This is a genomic window from Escherichia sp. E2661 (genome assembly GCF_004745185.1).
Taxonomy (GTDB): Bacteria; Pseudomonadota; Gammaproteobacteria; order Enterobacterales; family Enterobacteriaceae; genus Escherichia.
This window is the reverse complement of the sequence record NZ_PDIG01000031.1, coordinates 107,142-128,461: the sequence shown is the minus strand read 5'-3', so window position 1 is coordinate 128,461 and position 21,320 is coordinate 107,142. Positions and strand designations below refer to the sequence as shown.

The window sequence follows — 21,320 nt, the reverse complement described above, 5'->3', positions numbered from 1 at the left end:
CGGGAGAAAATTGAAGGAGTCAGTGAAAAAATTGCCATTGCGTTATGCGATCGCGCAGGCGTTCAGTGAGGGCAACATCAAGTGCGAATAGCGCCAGTGCCGCCTCTTCACGCTGACGAGCCAACAACGCCTTACGCCCCGAAAGTTTAAGTGTGGTACATAACTGCGCGTCGCTAACGTTTTTCTCCAGGCGCCCACGCAGCGCTGGTAATGTCAGTTCGCTGATTTGCAGCAGACGCATTAAACAGCCTAATGACGTTAAAAGCGGACGATGAGCGAAAGCAAAACCAGCCAGTTCCAGCCAGTCGCCGTCAGTAACCACGATATCGTTAAGCGGATCGACTGGAATAGTTTCGCCATTCCACTGCGCGATAATTTGCGCATCGCGGCGTAAACGAAAATGCTCACGTTCTGCCAGTTGTTTACCCGCTTCGCTAATCGGTAACAACGCCATCGCCGTATAGCAACCGCTGCTGGCTTCGCGATGATTACCCATTCGCACCAGCACAAAACCGCAGCGTTGCCAGAAACGCCATAATTCCTCGGTGTAGCCAAAGCTTACCGAAAGGTAGTCGAGGCCAGGCGTATATTGCAAAGCGCTGGCAATGAGCTGTTGCCCAACGCCTTCGCGCTGACGCGCCGGATGGACTGCAATCCGGCTGACCCGCCGTCCGCGCAATGTCGCCGCCTGTGGATTGCTGCCGTGCGCCGCCAGCGACTGGGCCACCAGATTACCCCGCGGGCGACGAAAACCCGCCCATACCGCCTGACTGAGTTCTTGAGATAATCCGCCCTCATCCACCAGCCACAGCGCCCCGGCAATCTCGTTGTCGCCAGCCGCCTGTAAAAAATGTTGCCCTGGTGCATCCATCATCCGGCGTAAATCCAGCGGCGAGGTCCGGTAGTGCGCACCAGACAATAGCTGATATACCTTTAACGGCGTTTCTGGTTCGCTTCGCCATAACGTCTGTTCAAAAGCAGAAATGACAATGTCACCTTGTGGTTCGTGAGTGAAGTTTTCGTCGTCAAAAACCAGTGCCTCACTGACTATTTTTTCCAGCGGGCATCCCTGCGCCCAGCGGATCGGCTGTTGCAGTTCAAAACGGTGTAAATGCGGAAAGCGAGCGCAAAATTTCAGCAAAAAACCACGCCCGGTGCCTTCATAGCCCTGTACCGTTGTAGTTAACAAAGTGCGTGAGAAACGCGATACCAGCTGATGCAACAGTGGCGCAGGAATGGCTGCAGCTTCGTCAACCACCAGCCAGTCGGCTTTTTCATCACTGGCTAATAAGGCATCTGGCGCCACAAAGCGATACTTCTCGCCCGCAAACCGCGCCAGCACATCCGTTGCAGCCTTCGCAGGTGCTGTAACAATCGCTCTGCCAGAGATACGGGAAATGAGTTGCCCCGCCAGCGCCGACTTACCGCGCCCGCGCGCAGCAGTTATCGCAGCCACGCCCGGTGGCATGGTCAGCAGTTGCTGTAATATGTGCTGTTGTTCTGGTTGCGGCTCGCCTGTAGCAGGACGCCAGTCTGAATAAGGAGCAAAATGCGCCAACTTGAACGGCTGATTTTGTCGCCAGAGGATAGCGTTGTTATCCGCCGCAAGTACGCGTTTGAGATGTTGGACAAAATGCGGAGTCGCAATAGGACCAGGGCAATCACTCCAGCGCAGCGAATCGACATCAGGATGGTTTTCCCATTCTTCCCACGCGGGGAGCAACAACACCAGCCAGCTTCCGGCTTTCAACGTTCCGCTAAGTGCCGCAAAGGCAGCGGCATCAAAGCCCTGGCGGGCGTCGAATACCGCATGCTGAAACTCGCGCCCAAGTAAAGTTTGTAGCGCTGATGGCGTACAGTGGTTTTCAGAAGCTGGCTGCGGCGAAACCCACAGCCAGTCGCCCGATAATGCGTCACGCAACTTAAGCGCATACTCACCGCACCAGCTTTCTTCGCCGCTCAACACTAACAAGCGGCGAATCCCTTCACGTTTCATTTGCGCTGTTAATGTGTGAAGCGCAGTCAGTTCAGCCATCCCTGCCCCGGAAGTTAAATGCTTTTACCAAAAGTATTGCATTGTGCCGGATCACCGCTGTCGAAACCACGTTTAAACCAGCTGTAGCGTTGCTGAGAAGTGCCATGAGTGAAACTGTCTGGCACCACCTGTCCCTGACTTTGCTGTTGTAAACGGTCATCGCCGATGGCCTGCGCCGCGTTCAGCGCCTCTTCCAGATCGCCGGTTTCCAGAACGCCTTGCTGCTGCATGCTATGCCCCCAGACACCGGCAAAGCAGTCGGCCTGGAGTTCCATACGCACAGATAAGCGGTTGGCTTCCGCTTGCGTCGCGTTTTGTTGCAGTTGACGGACTTTCGGCTCGATACCTAACAGTTTCTGCACGTGATGACCGACTTCATGGGCGATAACGTACCCTTGAGCAAAATCACCATCCGCGCCCAGTTTGTCTTTCATGTCATCATAGAAGGAGAGATCGATATAGACTGTGCCATCCGCCGGGCAATAAAACGGTCCCATAATGGACTGCCCCGCCCCGCAACCGGTGCGAGTCATTCCACGGTACATGACCAGCTTCGGTTGCTGGTAGGTCTTACCCATCTTCTCGAATTGCTGTCCCCAGGTGTCTTCCGTGGTTGCCAGAATCACCGAAGTGAATTTTGCCGCTTCGTCTTCATTTGGGCTAATTGAACGCGTTGATTGCTGTTGGGAAACGGGCTGCCCGGTCATCAATCCAGTTAAATCAACACCATAGTAGCCAGCGACCAACACAACCACCAGTAAAATTAACCCACCTTTACCGGTTGGTAGGCGAAAACCGGGACCGCCCATTGACGGACCACCGGAACTGTTTCGCCTGTCTTCAACATTGTCACTTTCACGACGCCCTTGCCAGCGCATAGATACCTCAACAATATATTCATTATAGGAATGATCGTAGGTGGTTCAGGGGAAGATTACCACAGGAAAACGGGAGGAAATGATGGAGGAATGAGCGTTCAATGCACATCTTACGAGAGCGGTTGTCTTGCCGTGCCAGCAGCACGGCAAGACGATGAACAGAAAAATCAGTCCAGCTGTACACCCAGGCGGCGGGCGACGGCTTCATAGGCTTCGATCAGGCCACCGAGGCTCTGGCGGAAACGGTCTTTGTCCATTTTCTCCAGCGTTTCTTTGTCCCACAGGCGGCTACCGTCCGGGGAGAACTCATCACCCAGTACCACTTCGCCTTTGTACAGACCAAACTCCAGCTTGAAATCGACCAGAATCAGACCGGCATCGTCGAACAGTTTTTTCAGCACGTCGTTCGCTTTGTAGGTCAGCTCTTTCATGCGCGCCAGGTTCTCTTTGCTTACCCAGCCAAAGGTTTCGCAGTAAGATTCGTTGACCATCGGATCGTGCATGGCGTCGTTTTTCAGGAACAAATCGAACAGCGGCGGGTTCAGCTCAATACCTTCTTCGATTCCAAGACGTTTCACCAGAGAGCCAGCAGCACGGTTACGTACGACACACTCAACCGGCACCATATCCAGTTTTTTCACCAGACATTCGGTATCAGAGAGCAGACGCTCCATTTGAGTCGGGATACCCGCTTCAGCCAGTTTGCTCATAATGAAGTAGTTGAACTTGTTGTTCACCATACCTTTGCGATCAAACTGCTCAATGCGCGCGCCATCCCCTGCTGACGTATCATTGCGGAATTCGAGCACCAACAGGTCCGGGTTTTCCGTGCTGTATACGGTTTTCGCTTTACCACGATACAACTCAGCTTGCTTTTGCATCTTTATCACTCCTGGGTGTGAATTAACGTTTTATAATCTTTTGCTGTCTGGTGTGCCTGTCGTTTTGTCGGCTGTACCGTGAATACCTTAACCGACCTACGCCGACAAACAAATTTCGTGCGAATTAACGCTAAAATCGCGTTTTTCTGCTGACGCACACGTTTGCGTATCATATCAGAAAAAAGGGCCGGATGACTCCAGCCCTGTATTTTTACTTGCTAAACGCAGCCTGGAAGACTGATACCAGTGCGTCGTTTTGGCTTTGGGTCAGCGTATGACCTTTTGGATCAATAAACTGTAAGCTGCTGCGGTTATCTAAATCACCGACCTGCAGTTTGTAGTCGCCGGATGCCAGTTGAGGATCACGGGCGCCCAGTTCCTGCCAGTCGCTGTCAGACAGTGGCTTGTAAGTTACGGCCATGCTGCCCTGTGAACGAGTGCTGTCGGTCACTTTCATGCCCACTTTTTCCAGCGCAGCAGGCAGACGTTGCCATACTACGTTGAACGGACCACGCACGACCAGCATCGGTAAACCAGTGTCGTCAGCGCCGCTTTGTACATCCATTGTTGTGGAAGCACGGTTTTGCGCCGCATTAGCCGCGTCAGTGACGGATTTATCCAGACCAGCGGAAATGACGTTCATCATCTCAGCGCTGTAACGCTGCATAGACGCCGCATCTGCAACCGGTTTGCCAGCCTGCTCCAGGTTCAGCAATTTCACCGTTACCGCCTGCTGATAACCCTGCGGTTTAACAGAGATTTGATAACGACCACGATACTGCTCGTCTTCGTCCAGACGGTTCCATTGTACCCAATCGGTGGTCAGCGTCTGACCGGCATCATCGCGTTGGGTAATGGTATAGTTTTTCGCCTGCAGCACGCTAACGACCTGCGGCCACAGAGTATTGCCACGACCATTTTCCACCAGCAACGAAGCGGTATCGCCCGTGAACTGGGTACGCGCGCCTGAAACCAGCGCCAGCGGCTGGGCTGGTGGACGAATATCTAACGCTTTGCCAACTGCGCCACTACCGTTAGTTACCGGAATCGCATAGTCGCCGGAGGTCACCGGCAAAATCATTCCTGCCGGGGCGTGAAGTTCTGCAAGCGGTGCCGCTTCCAGGTAGGCTTCATCGCCGCTCACCTGACGCTTATAACGTGAGTCCGAACTACAGGCTGCGAGTAAAAGAACAAGCGAAACACCCGCAACCTTCGCCAGGCGCGACTTTTGTACAGAGTAAGCCATCAAATCTCCCTAAACTTTACAGCAAACCGGCATGCTTAAGCGCCGCTCTGACCGTCTCACGACCACTGTCGGTGATTGGCGTCATTGGCAGGCGCAGCGTATCGGTCGCCACAAGACCCAGTTCCTTACATGCCCATTTCACAGGGATTGGATTGGGTTCGACAAATAGTTTGTTGTGTAATGGCATCAGACGCTGATTAATAACGCGTGCCTCGGCAAAATGCCCTTCTGCCGCCAGTTTGCACATCTGGGCCATATCTCGCGCTGCGACGTTAGCCGTAACGGAAATTACGCCATGACCGCCTAACTGCATGAAGTCCAGCGCGCTCGCATCATCGCCGCTCAGCAGAACAAAATCGTCTGAAACCAGCTCTTTGATCTGGTTTACCCGCGTTAAGTTCCCTGTTGCTTCTTTGATTCCGACAATATTTTTTACTTTCGCCAGACGGCCCACCGTTTCTGGTAGCAGATCGCAACCAGTACGGGACGGCACATTATACAGAATTTGCGGCAGGTCAGTATGCTCAGCGATGGCTTTGAAATGCTGATACAGACCTTCTTGCGATGGGCGGTTGTAATAAGGGGTTACCGTCAGGCAGCCAACAATACCGCTGTCGTTGAAGCGCTGCGTCAGGTTAATGGCTTCTGTGGTGGCGTTAGCACCGGTCCCGGCAATCACCGGAATGCGCCCATCAGCCAGCTCCAGCGTCATCATCACGACATCGACATGCTCGTCATGGTTCAGAGTGGCGGACTCACCAGTAGTACCAACAGAAACGATCGCCGAAGTACCGCTGGCGACATGATAATCAATCAGTTTTTTTAAGCTAGCCCGACAGACATTACCTTTTTCATCCATCGGAGTAACAATCGCGACAATACTTCCCGTGAACATGGGCCATCCTCTGTGCAAACAAGTGTCTCAATGGTACGTTTGGTATGGCATTAAAAGCAAGCAAACAGAACCGTTCTGATTGTTGTATGCATGTTTTTTTATGCTTTCCTTAGGAACATCTCACCCCCTTAAAGGAATAACCAGTTTGACACTGTCATCGCAACATTATCTGGTGATCACTGCGCTGGGTGCCGATCGCCCAGGAATTGTGAATACCATCACCCGTCATGTCAGTAGTTGCGGCTGTAATATCGAAGACAGTCGCCTGGCGATGTTGGGAGAAGAGTTCACGTTTATCATGCTGCTTTCCGGTTCATGGAACGCCATCACCTTGATTGAATCAACGTTACCGTTGAAAGGCGCCGAGCTGGATCTTTTAATCGTGATGAAACGAACGACCGCTCGCCCACGTCCACCGATGCCCGCATCTGTCTGGGTTCAGGTCGATGTGGCGGACTCCCCGCATTTAATTGAGCGCTTCACAGCACTTTTCGACGCGCACCATATGAACATTGCAGAACTGGTCTCACGCACGCAACCTGCTGAAAATGAAAGGGCTGCGCAGCTACATATTCAGATCACCGCCCACAGCCCGGCGTCTGCAGACTCAGCAAATATTGAGCAAGCGTTCAAAGCACTATGTACAGAACTCAATGCGCAAGGCAGTATTAACGTCGTCAACTATTCCCAACATGATGAACAGGATGGAGTTAATTAATGAATCCACTGAAAGCCGGTGACATCGCACCGAAATTTAGCTTGCCGGACCAAGACGGAGAACAAGTTAATTTGACCGACTTCCAGGGACAGCGTGTTCTGGTTTATTTCTACCCGAAAGCCATGACCCCCGGCTGTACCGTACAGGCCTGCGGCTTACGCGATAACATGGAAGAGTTAAAAAAAGCGGGCGTTGATGTGCTCGGTATCAGCACCGATAAACCTGAAAAACTCTCCCGTTTCGCAGATAAAGAACTGCTTAACTTTACGCTTCTGTCCGATGAAGACCACGAGGTATGCGAACAGTTCGGCGTCTGGGGCGAGAAGTCTTTCATGGGCAAAACCTACGATGGTATTCACCGTATCAGCTTCCTGATCGATGCCAACGGCAAAATCGAACACGTATTTGACGATTTCAAAACCAGCAATCACCACGACGTAGTGCTTAACTGGCTAAAAGAACACGCCTGATTACTTTGCTCCATTCCGTGCTGGCTGCGCTTGCGGCCAGCACATTTCACATCCGGTGAAGTAAATCACGCCCTGCGACACTCGTTTCAAAGCCCTTTTCGCTGAAGATTACTCTTGCGGGATTTGACCATCCGGCCAGGCATGGATTACTGCTTTGATTAGCGTTGCCAGTGGGATAGCGAAGAATACGCCCCAGAATCCCCACAGCCCGCCGAAAATCACCACCGATAAAATAATCACCAACGGATGCAGGTTCACGGCTTCAGAGAACAACACCGGTACGAGTAAGTTACCGTCCAGCGCCTGGATAATCAGATACACCGCGAAGCAGCTCCAGAACTCGGTGCCAGCGCCAAACTGGAATAGCGCCACGCCGACCACCGGAATGGTCACCACGAATGCGCCAATGTACGGAATAAGCACCGAGAAACCGACCAGCACCGCCAGCAGCAGCGAATAGTTCAGCCCGAAGAGTAAGAATCCCAGCCATGTGGCGATCCCCACCACGATCATCTCCAGTACCTTGCCACGGATGTAGTTGGTGATTTGCTGGTTCATCTCCTTCCACACCTGCCCTGCCAGTCCACGGTTGCGCGGCAGCACCCGGCGAACGGCGTTCAGCATCTGCTCTTTGTCTTTCAGCAGGAAGAAGACCATCAATGGCACCAGCACCAGATAGACGGCAATGGTCAGCAAACCGACCAACGAGGCGAGGGAGATTTTCACCACTGAATCGCCCATGGTAAGCATCCGGCTACGCATATTGTCAGCCATCGCATCAATAATGCCCGCGTCCATCAACGCCGGATAGCGGCGCGGCAACGTGGCGGCAAAATCAGAAAGCTTATTGAGCATACCCGGCATATCGCGGATTAAATAAATGCCCTGTTGCCAGGCGATAGGCATGACCACAAATGCCATCAGTAGCAGGATGCCAACAAACAGGACCAACACAATCGACGTCGCCCAACGGCGGGAACAGCCAATAGATTGCAGGCGCACAGTGGGCCATTCCAGCAAATAGGCCAGCACAATAGCCACCAGCAACGGCGCGAGTAATCCACTAAAGAAAAAGATAATGCCAAAACCGGCAACTAAAATAACCAGCAAGGCAATCGCTTCCGGGTCGCTAAAACGGCGGCGATACCATTGCATCAACATTTCGAGCATAAAGACCTTCCCTGAACCTCAAGAGGGGGATTGCGATCCGCAATTGTATCGAAATGTCACAAAAAAGACTTCGCTTTTTATGACGGATTAAGGAAACTGAAAAGCCATTTGAGTGAGCTAATCTTCGTCGTTACACTCAAAGGCGGCGCGGTGGGAACGATATTTCACAGTATCGGTCAAATGACTATCTCCAGAAATACAGGACAGAGGTTATGTTCAGGCAGTTGAAAAAAAACCTGGTTGCTACCCTCATTGCTGCTGTGACCCTCGGTCAGGTAGCCCCGGCGTTTGCCGATAGCGCAGACACCTTGCCGGATATGGGAACCTCCGCAGGAAGCACACTTTCCATTGGTCAGGAAATGCAGATGGGCGACTATTATGTTCGCCAGTTACGCGGCAGCGCGCCGTTAATTAATGATCCGCTATTAACGCAATACATTAACTCGCTGGGGATGCGTCTGGTTTCGCATGCCAATTCAGTTAAGACGCCATTCCATTTCTTTCTGATCAATAACGACGAAATTAACGCCTTTGCTTTCTTTGGCGGCAACGTAGTGCTGCATTCTGCCCTGTTCCGTTATTCCGATAACGAAAGCCAACTGGCTTCGGTTATGGCGCATGAAATCTCCCACGTCACCCAGCGCCACCTGGCGCGAGCGATGGAAGATCAGCAACGTAGCGCACCACTCACCTGGGTCGGGGCGTTAGGTTCTATTTTACTGGCGATGGCCAGCCCGCAGGCGGGAATGGCAGCGCTGACCGGTACGCTGGCGGGAACACGCCAGGGGATGATCAGCTTCACCCAGCAAAACGAACAGGAAGCAGACCGCATTGGGATTCAGGTGCTGCAACGCTCGGGGTTCGATCCGCAGGCGATGCCGACCTTCCTCGAAAAATTGCTCGATCAGGCGCGTTACTCTTCGCGTCCGCCGGAAATTTTGCTGACTCACCCGTTGCCGGAAAGCCGTCTGGCTGATGCTCGTAACCGTGCTAATCAGATGCGCCCGATGGTGGTGCAATCGTCAGAAGATTTCTATATGGCGAAAGCGCGTACTCTAGGGATGTACAATTCCGGACGTAATCAGCTCACCAGCGACTTACTGGATGAATGGGCGAAAGGCAATGTTCGTCAGCAACGGGCGGCACAGTATGGCCGTGCTTTACAGGCGATGGAAGCCAATAAATACGATGAAGCACGGAAAACGCTTCAGCCATTATTGGCGGCAGAACCTGGCAACGCATGGTATCTCGATCTGGCTACCGATATCGATCTTGGGCAACACAAAGCCAATGACGCGATCAATAGGCTGAAAAATGCCCGCGATTTACGCACCAGTCCGGTGTTGCAGCTCAACCTGGCAAACGCGTATCTGCAAGGCGGTCAACCGCAGGAAGCGGCCAATATTCTGAATCGCTATACTTTTAATAATAAAGATGACAGCAATGGCTGGGATTTGCTGGCACAGGCGGAGGCCGCGCTTAATAACCGCGATCAGGAACTGGCTGCGCGAGCAGAAGGTTATGCGCTGGCCGGGCGACTCGATCAGGCCATTTCTCTGTTAAGTAGCGCAAGTTCGCAGGTGAAATTAGGCAGCCTACAACAAGCGCGTTACGATGCGCGCATCGACCAGTTGCGCCAGTTGCAGGAACGCTTTAAGCCTTATACCAAGATGTAATTCGCATTAAAGGAAGAACAATGACCAAACAGGTAAAAATCTACCACAACCCACGCTGCTCAAAGAGCCGTGAAACGCTGAACCTGCTGAAAGAAAACGGCGTGGAGCCAGAAGTGGTGCTCTATCTTGAGACACCCGCCGATGCGGCAATGCTGCGCGATTTGCTGAAAATGCTGGGGATGAATAGCGCCCGTGAATTGATGCGCCAGAAAGAGGATCTTTATAAGGAGCTGAATCTTGCAGACAGTTCGCTTAGCGAAGAAGTGCTGATTCAGGCGATGGTGGATAATCCGAAGCTGATGGAACGCCCGATTGTGGTCGTGAATGGCAAAGCGCGTATTGGTCGCCCACCGGAGCAAGTGCTGGAAATCGTTGGTTAAGATGTACCCTTTCGGTAGCTAAGGTACATTGCCGGATGCGACGCTTGCCGCGTCTTATCCGGCCTACAAATACTACGACGCATCCGACAATAAACGTCCTGTCTACAGCTTCAGGATCTCTTTCACAAACGGAATGGTCAATTTACGTTGTGCCGTAATCGATGCGCGATCCAGCTGATCCAGCGTCATAAACAACGTGCGCATTTCTCTGTCGAGCCGCTTCAGCAAGAAACGCCCCACATCTTCCGGCAGTTCAAAACCACGCAAACGGGCGCGTAACTGTAATGCCTGCAATTTGTCTTCATCAGAAAGTGGCTGCAACTTATAGATCTGCCCCCAGTCGAGACGTGACGCAAGATCCGGTAACCCCAGATTCAACTGACGAGGTGGACGATCACCAGTGATCAGCAACCGTGTTTTACCTGACTCCAGAATCCGATTGTAGAGATCAAAAATCGCCATCTCCCACAACTCATCGCCAGCAATACACTCAATATTGTCGATGCAAACCAGCGACAGTTGTTCCATACCATCGAGCACTTCCGGAACAAACCAGGTGCGTTTATCCAGCGGGACATAACCTACCGCATCGCCACGCTGCGACAATTCCGCGCAAGCCGCGTGCAGCAGATGGCTGCGCCCCGCGCCTTCGCGTGCCCAGAGATAGATGTAACCGCTATGTTCCTGACGCAGCACGTTTTTCATCGCGGCCAGTAAAGAGGAGTTATCCCCCGGCCAGAAACTTGCAAAGGTTTCGTCGTCAGGAAGATAAAGTGGCAAAGAGAGCTGTGCCGGTGTGTTCAGAGATACCTCAACCAGGGATTTCACAAAATCACGAGAAGTTTACCACAGAATTCCATCATGTTTGAACCGGGCAGCATTACTGCCCGGTCGCTACATTATTTTTCTGTTATATCGGCGTCTTCTGCATCCAACACCACTTCTTCCGGACGGAGCACGCTAATCAATTTAAAGATCAGGCTTAAGCCAATGCCGACGATGGTCGCCAACGCCATACCTTTCAGCTCTGCGGCACCGATGTTTACCTTCGCGCCGCTGACGCCGATGATCAGGATCACGGAAGTCAGGATCAAGTTCTGTGCTTTGTTGTAGTCCACTTTCGATTCAATAAGTACGCGAATACCAGAAGCGCCGATGACACCGTAAAGCAGCAGCGAAACGCCGCCCATCACCGGCAGTGGGATCATCTGGATAGCAGCAGCCAGTTTACCAACACAGGAGAGCAGAATGGCGAAGATCGCCGCACCACCGATTACCCAGGTACTGTAGACGCGGGTGATCGCCATAACGCCGATGTTTTCCCCGTAGGTAGTGTTTGGCGTGGAACCAAAGAACCCGGAGATAACGGTCGACAGGCCGTTAGCGAACATGGAACGGTGCAGGCCAGGATCGCGCAGCAGATCTTTTTTCACGATGTTAGCCGTTACCACCAGATGCCCCACGTGTTCGGCAATAACCACCAGCGCCGCAGGCAGAATGGTCAAAATGGCAAACCACTCAAAGCGCGGCGTGTACAAGGTCGGCAGAGCAAACCAGTGAGCATTAATAATCGGCGTGGTATCGACAATACCCATTGCGAAGGAGAGCGCGTACCCCACCAACACGCCAATCAAAATCGGGATAATCGCCAGGAAACCGCGGAACAGAACGGAACCTAAAACCGTAACCGCAAGGGTAGTAATGGAGATAATGATGGTTTTGGAATCAGGCGTTTGCCCTTCAGCCGGGAGTAAGCCAGCCATGCCAGCAGCCACGCCCGCCAGCTCCAGACCGATGACAGCAACGATTGCCCCCATTGCCGCTGGAGGAAACAGCACATCCAGCCAGCCAGTCCCTGCTTTCTTCACAATAAAAGAAACCAGACAGAACAGCACGCCGCACATAATAAAGCCGCCCAGCGCGACTTCATAACCCAACGGCAACAGCAATAACACCGGAGAAATAAAGGCAAAGCTCGAACCAAGATAAGCCGGAATTTTCCCTTTACAGATGAAGAGATACAGCAGCGTTCCGATACCGTTAAATAACAGTACGGTCGCCGGGTTGATATGAAATAAGACGGGCACCAGGACGGTTGCACCAAACATGGCGAACAAATGTTGTAAACTAAGCGGGATTGTCTGTAAAAGTGGCGGTCTTTCACTCACCCCGATAGCACGGCGCGTCATAGTATTATCCTCTGTATATTATGTGTTATAGGCGCTTTACTCAAAAAAAAGCCGACTCTTAAAGTCGGCTTTAATTATTTTTTATTCGTTATTTCGTACCAAAGATTTTATCACCAGCATCGCCGAGGCCCGGGATAATGTATCCGTGCTCATTCAGCCCCTGGTCAATCGATGCGGTATACAGCTCGACGTCCGGATGCGCTTTTTCCAGCGCAGCGATACCTTCTGGCGCAGCCACCAGCACCAGCACTTTAATGCTGCTGCAGCCCGCTTTTTTCAGCAGGTCGATGGTCGCGATAACGGAACCACCGGTTGCCAGCATTGGGTCAACGATCAGCGCCATACGCTCATCGATGTTAGAAACCAGTTTCTGAAAGTACGGTACCGGCTCCAGTGTTTCTTCATCACGGTACATACCGACTACGCTGATGCGCGCGCTCGGAACGTTTTCCAGAACACCGTCCATCATCCCCAGACCCGCACGCAGAATTGGCACCACGGTAATTTTCTTACCTTTGATCTGGTCAATTTCTACCGGGCCGTTCCAACCTTCGATAGTGACTTTTTCCGTTTCGAGGTCGGCGGTCGCTTCGTAAGTCAGCAGGCTACCCACTTCGGAAGCGAGTTCGCGAAAGCGCTTGGTGCTGATATCTTGCTCACGCATCAGTCCCAGCTTGTGTTTGACGAGTGGGTGTTTGACTTCCACGATCTTCATACTCTTTCTCCTTTGAGGGCAGCCACAAAAAAAATCGACGGATTATACCGCCTTTTTTTAGGGCGGCAATATTATTTTCGTTGACTTTAGACAAACCAACAACGATTAGATAATAAATTATTTTATATTCAAATGGTTAATAATTACAAATATCGCTCAGAACAATCATTCATTGTCTTTGTTTATGCATCACTTCACTACAATGTAGGCTGAAAAAGGTTATGTAAAGCAGTCTCGCAAACGTTTGCTTTCCCTGTTAGAATTGCGCCGAATTTTATTTTTCTACCGCAAGTAACGCGTGGGGACCCAAGCAGTGACCGATAAAACCTCTCTTAGCTACAAAGATGCCGGTGTTGATATTGACGCGGGTAATGCTCTGGTTGGAAGAATCAAAGGCGTAGTGAAGAAAACGCGTCGTCCGGAAGTCATGGGCGGTCTGGGCGGCTTCGGTGCGCTGTGTGCATTGCCGCAAAAATATCGTGAACCCGTACTGGTTTCCGGCACTGACGGTGTAGGCACCAAGCTGCGTCTGGCGATGGACTTAAAACGTCACGACACCATTGGTATTGATCTGGTCGCCATGTGCGTTAATGACCTGGTGGTGCAAGGCGCGGAACCGCTGTTTTTCCTCGACTATTACGCAACCGGAAAACTGGATGTTGATACCGCTTCAGCGGTGATTAGCGGCATCGCGGAAGGTTGTCTGCAATCGGGCTGTTCACTGGTGGGTGGCGAAACGGCAGAAATGCCGGGGATGTATCACGGCGAAGATTACGATGTCGCTGGCTTCTGCGTTGGCGTGGTAGAAAAATCAGAAATCATCGACGGTTCTAAAGTTAGCGACGGCGATGTGCTCATTGCGCTCGGCTCCAGCGGCCCGCACTCGAACGGTTACTCGCTGGTACGCAAAATTCTCGAAGTCAGCGGTTGCGACCCGCAAACTACAGAGCTGGACGGAAAACCTTTAGCCGATCATCTGCTGGCGCCAACCCGTATTTATGTGAAGTCAGTGCTGGAATTGATTGAAAAGGTTGATGTTCACGCCATTGCGCACCTGACCGGCGGCGGTTTCTGGGAAAACATTCCTCGCGTATTACCTGAAAACACTCAGGCAGTGATTGATGAATCCTCCTGGCAGTGGCCGGAAGTGTTCAACTGGTTGCAAACAGCAGGTAACGTCAGCCGCCATGAAATGTATCGTACCTTCAACTGCGGCGTCGGGATGGTTATCGCCCTGCCTGCTCCGGAAGTGGACAAAGCTCTCGCCCTGCTCAATGCCAACGGTGAAAACGCGTGGAAAATCGGTATCATCAAAGCTTCTGATTCCGAACAACGCGTGGTTATCGAATAATGAATATTGTGGTGCTTATTTCCGGCAACGGAAGTAATTTGCAGGCAATTATTGATGCCTGTAAAACCAACAAAATTAAAGGCACCCTACGGGCAGTTTTCAGCAATAAGGCCGACGCGTTCGGCCTTGAGCGCGCCCGCAAAGCAGGTATCGCAACGCATACGCTTATTGCCAGCCAATTTGACAGTCGGGAAGACTATGATCGGGAGTTGATGCACGAAATCGACGTGTACGCACCCGATGTAGTCGTTCTGGCCGGTTTTATGCGCATTCTCAGCCCAGCGTTTGTTTCCCACTACGCCGGGCGTTTGCTGAACATTCACCCTTCCCTGCTACCAAAATATCCCGGTTTGCATACCCATCGTCAGGCGCTGGAAAATGGCGATGAAGAACACGGTACATCAGTGCATTTCGTCACCGATGAACTGGACGGCGGCCCGGTGATTTTGCAGGCTAAAGTTCCGGTTTTTGCCGGTGATATGGAAGATGAAATCACCGCTCGCGTGCAAACTCAGGAACATGCTATTTACCCGTTGGTCATTAGCTGGTTTGTTGATGGTCGTCTGAAGATGCATGAAAACGCCGCGTGGCTGGATGATCAGCGTCTTCCACCGCAGGGCTACGCCGCCGACGAGTAATCTTCCGCATATTTTAAGCGCCAGCGCTACTGCTGGCGCTTCTCATTTATCCTGTAAATCGCAGGCTTCAGCAGTTTTTTTCCCCCTTTTCTGGCATAGTTGGACATCTGCCAACATTGCTCGCCATAATATCCAGGCAGTGTCCCGTGAATAAAACGGAGTAAAAGTGGTAATGGGTCAGGAAAAGCTATACATCGAGAAAGAGCTCAGTTGGTTATCGTTCAATGAACGCGTGCTTCAGGAAGCGGCGGACAAATCTAACCCGCTGATTGAAAGGATGCGTTTTCTTGGGATCTATTCCAATAACCTTGATGAGTTCTATAAAGTTCGCTTCGCTGAACTGAAGCGACGTATCATTATTAGCGAAGAACAAGGTTCTAACTCTCATTCCCGCCATTTGCTGGGCAAAATTCAATCCCGCGTGCTGAAAGCCGATCAGGAATTTGACGGCCTTTACAATGAACTGCTACTGGAGATGGCGCGTAACCAGATTTTCCTGATTAATGAACGCCAGCTCTCCGTTAATCAACAAAACTGGCTGCGTCATTATTTTAAGCAGTATCTGCGCCAGCACATTACGCCGATTTTAATCAATCCTGACACTGACTTAGTACAGTTTCTGAAAGATGATTATACCTATCTGGCGGTGGAGATTATTCGTGGCGATACCATCCGTTACGCGCTGCTGGAGATCCCATCGGATAAAGTTCCGCGCTTTGTGAATTTGCCGCCGGAAGCACCGCGTCGACGCAAACCAATGATTTTATTGGATAACATTCTGCGTTACTGCCTTGATGATATCTTCAAAGGCTTCTTTGATTATGACGCGCTGAATGCTTATTCGATGAAGATGACCCGCGACGCCGAATACGATTTAGTACACGAGATGGAAGCCAGCCTGATGGAGCTGATGTCTTCCAGTCTGAAACAGCGTTTAACCGCAGAGCCGGTACGTTTTGTTTATCAGCGTGATATGCCTAACGCGCTGGTTGAAGTGTTGCGTGAGAAACTGACTATTTCTCGTTACGACTCTATCGTCCCTGGCGGCCGTTACCACAATTTCAAAGACTTTATTAATTTCCCTAATGTCGGCAAAGCGAATCTGGTTAACAAACCACTGCCGCGTTTACGCCATATCTGGTTTGATAAAGCCCAGTTCCGCAACGGTTTTGATGCCATTCGCGAACGCGATGTTCTGCTCTATTACCCTTATCACACCTTTGAGCACGTACTGGAACTGTTGCGTCAGGCCTCGTTCGATCCGAGCGTGCTGGCGATTAAAATCAACATTTACCGTGTGGCAAAAGATTCACGCATCATCGACTCGATGATCCACGCAGCGCACAACGGCAAGAAAGTGACCGTGGTGGTTGAGCTACAGGCACGTTTTGACGAAGAAGCTAACATTCACTGGGCGAAGCGCCTGACCGAAGCAGGCGTGCACGTTATCTTCTCTGCGCCGGGGCTGAAAATTCACGCCAAACTGTTCCTGATTTCACGTAAAGAAAACGGTGAAGTGGTGCGTTACGCACACATCGGGACCGGGAACTTTAACGAAAAAACCGCGCGTCTTTATACTGACTATTCGTTGCTGACCGCCGATGCGCGTATCACCAACGAAGTACGGCGGGTATTTAACTTTATTGAAAACCCATACCGCCCGGTGACATTTGATTATTTAATGGTGTCACCGCAAAACTCTCGCCGTCTGTTATATGAAATGGTAGACCGCGAAATCGCCAACGCGCAGCAAGGGCTGCCCAGCGGTATCACCCTGAAGCTAAATAACCTTGTCGATAAAGGACTGGTCGATCGTCTGTATGCGGCATCCAGTTCCGGCGTGCCGGTAAATCTGCTGGTACGCGGGATGTGTTCGCTGATCCCCAATCTGGAAGGCATTAGCGACAATATTCGTGCTATCAGCATTGTTGACCGTTACCTTGAACATGATCGGGTATATATTTTTGAAAATGGTGGGGATAAAAAGGTTTACCTTTCTTCCGCCGACTGGATGACGCGCAACATTGATTATCGTATTGAAGTGGCTACGCCGCTGCTCGACCCGCGCCTGAAGCAGCGGGTACTGGATATCGTAGATATTCTGTTCAGCGATACGGTGAAAGCACGTTATATCGATAAAGAACTCAGTAATCGCTACGTTCCCCGCGGTAATCGCCGGAAAGTTCGGGCGCAGTTGGCGATCTACGACTACATAAAATCACTCGAACAACCAGAATAACCTATGCCAATACACGACAAATCCCCTCGCCCGCAGGAGTTTGCTGCGGTCGATCTTGGTTCAAACAGTTTCCACATGGTTATTGCCCGTGTGGTGGATGGCGCCATGCAGATTATTGGCCGCCTGAAACAACGGGTACACCTGGCAGATGGTCTGGGGCCAGATAATATGTTGAGTGAGGAGGCGATGACGCGCGGTTTAAGCTGTCTGTCGCTGTTTGCCGAACGCTTGCAAGGTTTCTCTCCTTCTAGTGTCTGCATTGTCGGGACACATACACTGCGCCAGGCGCTGAACGCTACTGATTTTCTGAAACGCGCCGAAAAGGTTATCCCCTATCCGATTGAAATTATTTCCGGCAACGAAGAAGCTCGTCTGATTTTTATGGGTGTGGAACATACCCAGCCGGAAAAAGGTCGCAAACTGGTTATTGATATTGGCGGCGGCTCAACGGAGCTGGTAATTGGAGAAAATTTCGAACCGATTCTCGTCGAAAGCCGCCGGATGGGTTGCGTTAGCTTTGCCCAGCTTTATTTTCCGGGCGGGGTCATCAATAAAGAGAATTTTCAGCGCGCACGCATGGCGGCTGCACAAAAACTGGAAACATTAACCTGGCAATTCCGTATTCAGGGTTGGAACGTTGCAATGGGGGCTTCCGGCACCATTAAAGCCGCCCATGAAGTGTTGCTGGAAATGGGCGAGAAAGACGGCATCATTACACCAGAGCGCCTCGATAAACTGGTGAAAGAAGTATTGCGTCATCGTAATTTCTCGGCGTTAAGTTTGCCGGGTCTGTCGGAAGAACGGAAAACGGTTTTTGTTCCTGGTCTGGCTATTTTGTGCGGTGTATTTGATGCATTAGCCATTCGTGAACTGCGGCTTTCTGACGGGGCGCTGCGTGAAGGCGTTTTGTATGAAATGGAAGGACGTTTCCGCCATCAGGATGTGCGTAGCCGCACCGCCAGCAGTCTGGCCAACCAGTATCACATTGACAGTGAACAGGCCCGACGGGTGCTCGACACAACTATGCAAATGTACGAACAATGGCGGGATCAGCAACCGAAGATGGCGCATCCACAACTGGAAGCATTACTACGCTGGGCCGCCATGCTGCATGAAGTCGGATTAAGCATTAATCATAGTGGCCTTCATCGCCATTCGGCGTATATCCTGCAAAACAGCGACTTGCCAGGATTCAATCAGGAACAACAACTGATGATGGCGACACTGGTGCGTTATCATCGTAAAGCGATTAAGCTCGACGATCTGCCGCGCTTTACGCTGTTTAAGAAAAAACAGTTCCTGCCGTTAATTCAGCTGTTGCGCCTTGGCGTATTACTTAATAATCAACGTCAGGCAACCACGACACCGCCGACATTAACTCTGATTACTGATGACAGCCACTGGACGCTACGTTTTCCACATGACTGGTTTAGCCAGAACGCGCTGGTACTGCTTGATCTGGAAAAGGAGCAAGAATACTGGGAAGGCGTGAGTGGCTGGCGGTTAAAAATTGAAGAAGAAAGCACGCCGGAAATCGCGGCTTAATATGAAATGAAAACGGGCCAATCTGTTGCGTTGGCCCAAATGAATTACGCGCTTTCTCGAACAGGTTCTCCTTCAGCCGTAATCGCAATTAACGGCTGCGGTTCACCAATCAAAGAGCCTTGCAGGTAATCAATACCCAAAGAGTGTACGGCTTTGCGAATCTCTTCATTTTCAACATACTCCGCAACCACTTGCATTTTCTTCATTCGTGCCAGATGACAAATCGATGCCACTATCTGGTAATCCAGGCTATTCGAGGCAATATTACGGATGAAGCTGCCATCAATTTTTAATAAATTGGCATTCACATTTTTTAGCCGTGCATAGCTTGCGTATCCGGTACCGAAATCATCAATAGCAATCTGGCATCCTAACTCCTGCAGATGTTGTAACGTGTTCTGTGCCTGCTTAACATTGGTAAGGGCATTACTTTCGGTGACTTCAAAGATAAGCTGCCACGCCTCTATTTGGTATTTCGCCAATAACTTACTCATTTTAACAGGAAAGCGAGCCTGACAAACTGAAGTTGGCGACAAATTAATCGCAAATCGTTGGGCGGGCATTTTCTCTTTATTTTCCCCCATAAACTGCAATGTATGTTCGATGACCCACATGTCGATACTGGACGATAAGCCAAATTCATGCGCAACCGGCAAGAAATTATCAGGATTGATGAGTTCATCATTCTCCCCTCTCATACGCAGCAAAATTTCATGATAGACATCGCCGCGCACTCCAATAATTGGCTGGGCCATAAGGCAAAAATCGTCGTGCTCAAGCGCCTGCTGTAGCCGATTCATCATTGCCACTTTGTCTTTTAATTCTCGTTGCAGATACATTGCTCCGCGACGCTGCATATTTTCCGGGGCATTAGTCACTATAGAGAGTTCAGCAACCGTACTTAGCTCACCTAACAGCAAATAAATATGATTCACTGGCGAACGGACATAGCAATAGCTGACACCAATCTGTGGTTGCAATGGCATATCATCCCAAAAGAAACGAAACTGCTTAAGATGGTTATCCAATGCGATAATGCGCTCCTGGTGAGACTCTGTATTCAGTCGCAGCGCGAGATCATTGCCAGAAAGCTGATAAACGTCTTCTCCGGGTTCCAGTAAAGGTGCCAGCCAATGTGAAAGCTTTTGTTTGTATTGGATACGCAGCATGATGCCATAGTTCTTTACCAGCATTTCCATACCGGGAATGCGTAAAAAACATAGCGCGGACCAGGGCGCATCACGCAGCGCGCGATTCAAAGCGCGAACATTCGGCAGATGAACAACCGGGTCCACATAAGCCAGCCGCTGAATGCGTCTGGTCACCGCTCGTTGACGCGTTGCCAGAACAGCCATGTAATTGACGATAAAAGAAAATACCAGATAGCTGGAGGAGGTTATGGTTAGTTGAGTGGTATACCCATGATAAAGGGGAATATAATTCTGGTAGCTATGGATACTGATCATCAGCACTATTGCCCAGAGCAACGAGATCAGCTTGTAGCCATAACGCATCGCTCCCCACATCATCAGCGGCAGCAATAACGACAAGGTATAGTTGGTGCTGAAAATTGTGCTTTTTTCATTTAAAGGCATACATAGCAGAAATAACAATGCGCCCAGAGCAAGCAACCACAGCGCGAACTCTTTTTTTGTAACTTTACTGTCAATCTGTTGTTTTAATTGAGAATAATAACTTCGCAAATAAAATGGATTTCGTGCAGAACGAATGATGAAGTAGCAAAGCGGAACGCCTATCAGATTACCCACCAGCAAGGCCTGGTAATTGATTAAGGTTCCCAGATTAAAGGGCATGACGCCAACCAGATTTGTTCTGCTCGCCAGTAAACCTACAAACGCAGCAAACTGGAAGAGCACCAGAAACAACGTTGCAGGGAAAACAATCTGCCAAAAAATGCGCTGGGAAATTAAGCGGGTATCACCATGTGAAACGTTGTTACGCCGGGGCGTAAACACCTTATAGCCCCCCCAACAAAGAATAATAATGATAATGAAATTAACCGTTAACGAGATCGTTTCATAAAAACCAAGCTCGGCATACTTACGAACAAAAATCCCTAAAGCAATACCCGGTAATGCTGCCCAGCTAAAAAACATCATCATGCTGATCATCAGCGCAAGCGGCAGATAAAAGAGAAAAACTTCACCAGAAGAAATATGTGCGAAAGTATTTATATGGGCGAAAACAGGCAAGATTATAGACGGCAGGATCAGCGGAAGCCCCCACCATTTATCACGTATATTTATATAAGTTGCATTCAATTTCATAGATGC

General features: G+C 50.6%; 18 protein-coding genes. 8 read left to right on the top strand and 10 right to left on the bottom strand.

Annotated elements, in window-relative coordinates; all coding sequences use genetic code 11:
- Positions 1-19: 19 nt before the first annotated feature.
- The 5 genes from tmcA to dapA all read right to left on the bottom strand — a co-directional run bounded on the left by tmcA (position 20) and on the right by dapA (position 5,935).
- The gene (gene tmcA, locus CRI63_RS15695; protein ID WP_135520043.1) at positions 20-2,035 is read right to left on the bottom strand and encodes a tRNA cytosine(34) acetyltransferase TmcA; all 2,016 of its coding nucleotides are present in this window, start codon (positions 2,033-2,035) and stop codon (positions 20-22) included.
- Positions 2,036-2,049: 14 nt separating this feature from the next.
- Positions 2,050-2,913, bottom strand: a complete 864-nt coding sequence (locus CRI63_RS15690; RefSeq protein WP_130207445.1) for a neutral zinc metallopeptidase — start codon at positions 2,911-2,913, stop codon at positions 2,050-2,052.
- 167 nt (positions 2,914-3,080) lie between these two features.
- Positions 3,081-3,794 carry a phosphoribosylaminoimidazolesuccinocarboxamide synthase gene (gene purC, locus CRI63_RS15685; RefSeq protein WP_001295467.1) on the bottom strand — a complete coding sequence of 238 codons (714 nt, stop codon included), beginning with the start codon at positions 3,792-3,794 and terminating at the stop codon, positions 3,081-3,083.
- Positions 3,795-4,005: 211 nt separating this feature from the next.
- Positions 4,006-5,040: an outer membrane protein assembly factor BamC gene (bamC, locus tag CRI63_RS15680; protein WP_130257407.1), complete on the bottom strand. Its 1,035-nt coding sequence runs from the start codon at positions 5,038-5,040 to the stop codon at positions 4,006-4,008.
- 16 nt (positions 5,041-5,056) lie between these two features.
- Positions 5,057-5,935, bottom strand: coding sequence for a 4-hydroxy-tetrahydrodipicolinate synthase (gene dapA, locus CRI63_RS15675; RefSeq protein WP_130214581.1), 879 nt, complete (start codon positions 5,933-5,935; stop codon positions 5,057-5,059).
- Positions 5,936-6,080: 145 nt separating this feature from the next.
- On the opposite strand from dapA, the gene CRI63_RS15670 reads away from it, so the two are divergent.
- Entirely contained in the window at positions 6,081-6,653 is a 573-nt protein-coding gene (locus tag CRI63_RS15670; RefSeq protein ID WP_130207451.1) for a glycine cleavage system transcriptional repressor, read from the top strand.
- Positions 6,653-7,123 (top strand): thioredoxin-dependent thiol peroxidase, encoded by a 471-nt coding sequence (gene bcp / locus CRI63_RS15665; RefSeq protein ID WP_135520041.1) that lies wholly within the window; start codon positions 6,653-6,655, stop codon positions 7,121-7,123. The genes CRI63_RS15670 and bcp overlap by 1 nt, the downstream gene beginning before the upstream one ends.
- A gap of 108 nt (positions 7,124-7,231) precedes the next feature.
- Here the strand turns inward: bcp and CRI63_RS15660 are convergent, their stop codons facing one another.
- Complete coding sequence (locus CRI63_RS15660; protein WP_130214583.1) at positions 7,232-8,293, bottom strand: AI-2E family transporter; 1,062 nt, start codon at positions 8,291-8,293, stop codon at positions 7,232-7,234.
- Positions 8,294-8,505: 212 nt separating this feature from the next.
- Here CRI63_RS15660 and bepA point away from each other — a divergent pair, with 212 nt between their 5' ends.
- Together bepA and arsC are read left to right on the top strand one after the other, a co-directional pair.
- Positions 8,506-9,969: a beta-barrel assembly-enhancing protease gene (bepA, locus tag CRI63_RS15655; protein ID WP_135520039.1), complete on the top strand. Its 1,464-nt coding sequence runs from the start codon at positions 8,506-8,508 to the stop codon at positions 9,967-9,969.
- A 20-nt stretch (positions 9,970-9,989) separates the two neighbouring features.
- Entirely contained in the window at positions 9,990-10,349 is a 360-nt protein-coding gene (gene arsC, locus CRI63_RS15650) for an arsenate reductase (glutaredoxin) (protein ID WP_135520037.1), read from the top strand.
- Positions 10,350-10,451: 102 nt separating this feature from the next.
- Here arsC and CRI63_RS15645 read toward each other — a convergent pair whose 3' ends face one another.
- The 3 genes from CRI63_RS15645 to upp form a co-directional block, all read right to left on the bottom strand.
- Complete coding sequence (locus CRI63_RS15645; RefSeq protein WP_074399451.1) at positions 10,452-11,153, bottom strand: DnaA inactivator Hda; 702 nt, start codon at positions 11,151-11,153, stop codon at positions 10,452-10,454.
- 95 nt (positions 11,154-11,248) lie between these two features.
- Positions 11,249-12,538 carry a uracil permease gene (uraA, locus tag CRI63_RS15640; RefSeq protein ID WP_054494643.1) on the bottom strand — a complete coding sequence of 430 codons (1,290 nt, stop codon included), beginning with the start codon at positions 12,536-12,538 and terminating at the stop codon, positions 11,249-11,251.
- 88 nt (positions 12,539-12,626) lie between these two features.
- Entirely contained in the window at positions 12,627-13,253 is a 627-nt protein-coding gene (gene upp, locus CRI63_RS15635; RefSeq protein WP_130207463.1) for a uracil phosphoribosyltransferase, read from the bottom strand.
- 313 nt (positions 13,254-13,566) lie between these two features.
- Between upp and purM the strand changes: the two genes are divergently transcribed.
- From purM to ppx, 4 genes are all read left to right on the top strand, one after another.
- Positions 13,567-14,604: a phosphoribosylformylglycinamidine cyclo-ligase gene (gene purM, locus CRI63_RS15630; RefSeq protein WP_064526256.1), complete on the top strand. Its 1,038-nt coding sequence runs from the start codon at positions 13,567-13,569 to the stop codon at positions 14,602-14,604.
- Positions 14,604-15,242 carry a phosphoribosylglycinamide formyltransferase gene (purN, locus tag CRI63_RS15625; protein WP_135520035.1) on the top strand — a complete coding sequence of 213 codons (639 nt, stop codon included), beginning with the start codon at positions 14,604-14,606 and terminating at the stop codon, positions 15,240-15,242. Before purM ends, purN begins: the two co-directional genes overlap by 1 nt.
- 172 nt (positions 15,243-15,414) lie before the next feature.
- Positions 15,415-17,481, top strand: a complete 2,067-nt coding sequence (gene ppk1 / locus CRI63_RS15620) for a polyphosphate kinase 1 (protein WP_130207473.1) — start codon at positions 15,415-15,417, stop codon at positions 17,479-17,481.
- 3 nt (positions 17,482-17,484) lie between these two features.
- Entirely contained in the window at positions 17,485-19,026 is a 1,542-nt protein-coding gene (ppx, locus tag CRI63_RS15615) for an exopolyphosphatase (RefSeq protein ID WP_135520033.1), read from the top strand.
- A gap of 44 nt (positions 19,027-19,070) precedes the next feature.
- Here ppx and CRI63_RS15610 read toward each other — a convergent pair whose 3' ends face one another.
- Positions 19,071-21,314, bottom strand: coding sequence for a sensor domain-containing phosphodiesterase (locus CRI63_RS15610; RefSeq protein WP_135520032.1), 2,244 nt, complete (start codon positions 21,312-21,314; stop codon positions 19,071-19,073).
- Positions 21,315-21,320: the final 6 nt, after the last annotated feature.

Excerpts from the sequence above, each read along its gene's own strand:
- tmcA (WP_135520043.1), bottom strand. The coding sequence starts at position 2,035 with ATGGCTGAACTGACTGCGCTTCACACATTAACAGCGCAAATGAAACGT.
- CRI63_RS15690 (WP_130207445.1), bottom strand. The coding sequence starts at position 2,913 with ATGCGCTGGCAAGGGCGTCGTGAAAGTGACAATGTTGAAGACAGGCGA.
- purC (WP_001295467.1), bottom strand. The coding sequence starts at position 3,794 with ATGCAAAAGCAAGCTGAGTTGTATCGTGGTAAAGCGAAAACCGTATAC.
- bamC (WP_130257407.1), bottom strand. The coding sequence starts at position 5,040 with ATGGCTTACTCTGTACAAAAGTCGCGCCTGGCGAAGGTTGCGGGTGTT.
- dapA (WP_130214581.1), bottom strand. The coding sequence starts at position 5,935 with ATGTTCACGGGAAGTATTGTCGCGATTGTTACTCCGATGGATGAAAAA.
- bcp (WP_135520041.1), top strand. The coding sequence starts at position 6,653 with ATGAATCCACTGAAAGCCGGTGACATCGCACCGAAATTTAGCTTGCCG.
- CRI63_RS15660 (WP_130214583.1), bottom strand. The coding sequence starts at position 8,293 with ATGCTCGAAATGTTGATGCAATGGTATCGCCGCCGTTTTAGCGACCCG.
- bepA (WP_135520039.1), top strand. The coding sequence starts at position 8,506 with ATGTTCAGGCAGTTGAAAAAAAACCTGGTTGCTACCCTCATTGCTGCT.
- arsC (WP_135520037.1), top strand. The coding sequence starts at position 9,990 with ATGACCAAACAGGTAAAAATCTACCACAACCCACGCTGCTCAAAGAGC.
- uraA (WP_054494643.1), bottom strand. The coding sequence starts at position 12,538 with ATGACGCGCCGTGCTATCGGGGTGAGTGAAAGACCGCCACTTTTACAG.
- upp (WP_130207463.1), bottom strand. The coding sequence starts at position 13,253 with ATGAAGATCGTGGAAGTCAAACACCCACTCGTCAAACACAAGCTGGGA.
- purN (WP_135520035.1), top strand. The coding sequence starts at position 14,604 with ATGAATATTGTGGTGCTTATTTCCGGCAACGGAAGTAATTTGCAGGCA.
- ppk1 (WP_130207473.1), top strand. The coding sequence starts at position 15,415 with ATGGGTCAGGAAAAGCTATACATCGAGAAAGAGCTCAGTTGGTTATCG.
- ppx (WP_135520033.1), top strand. The coding sequence starts at position 17,485 with ATGCCAATACACGACAAATCCCCTCGCCCGCAGGAGTTTGCTGCGGTC.
- CRI63_RS15610 (WP_135520032.1), bottom strand. The coding sequence starts at position 21,314 with ATGAAATTGAATGCAACTTATATAAATATACGTGATAAATGGTGGGGG.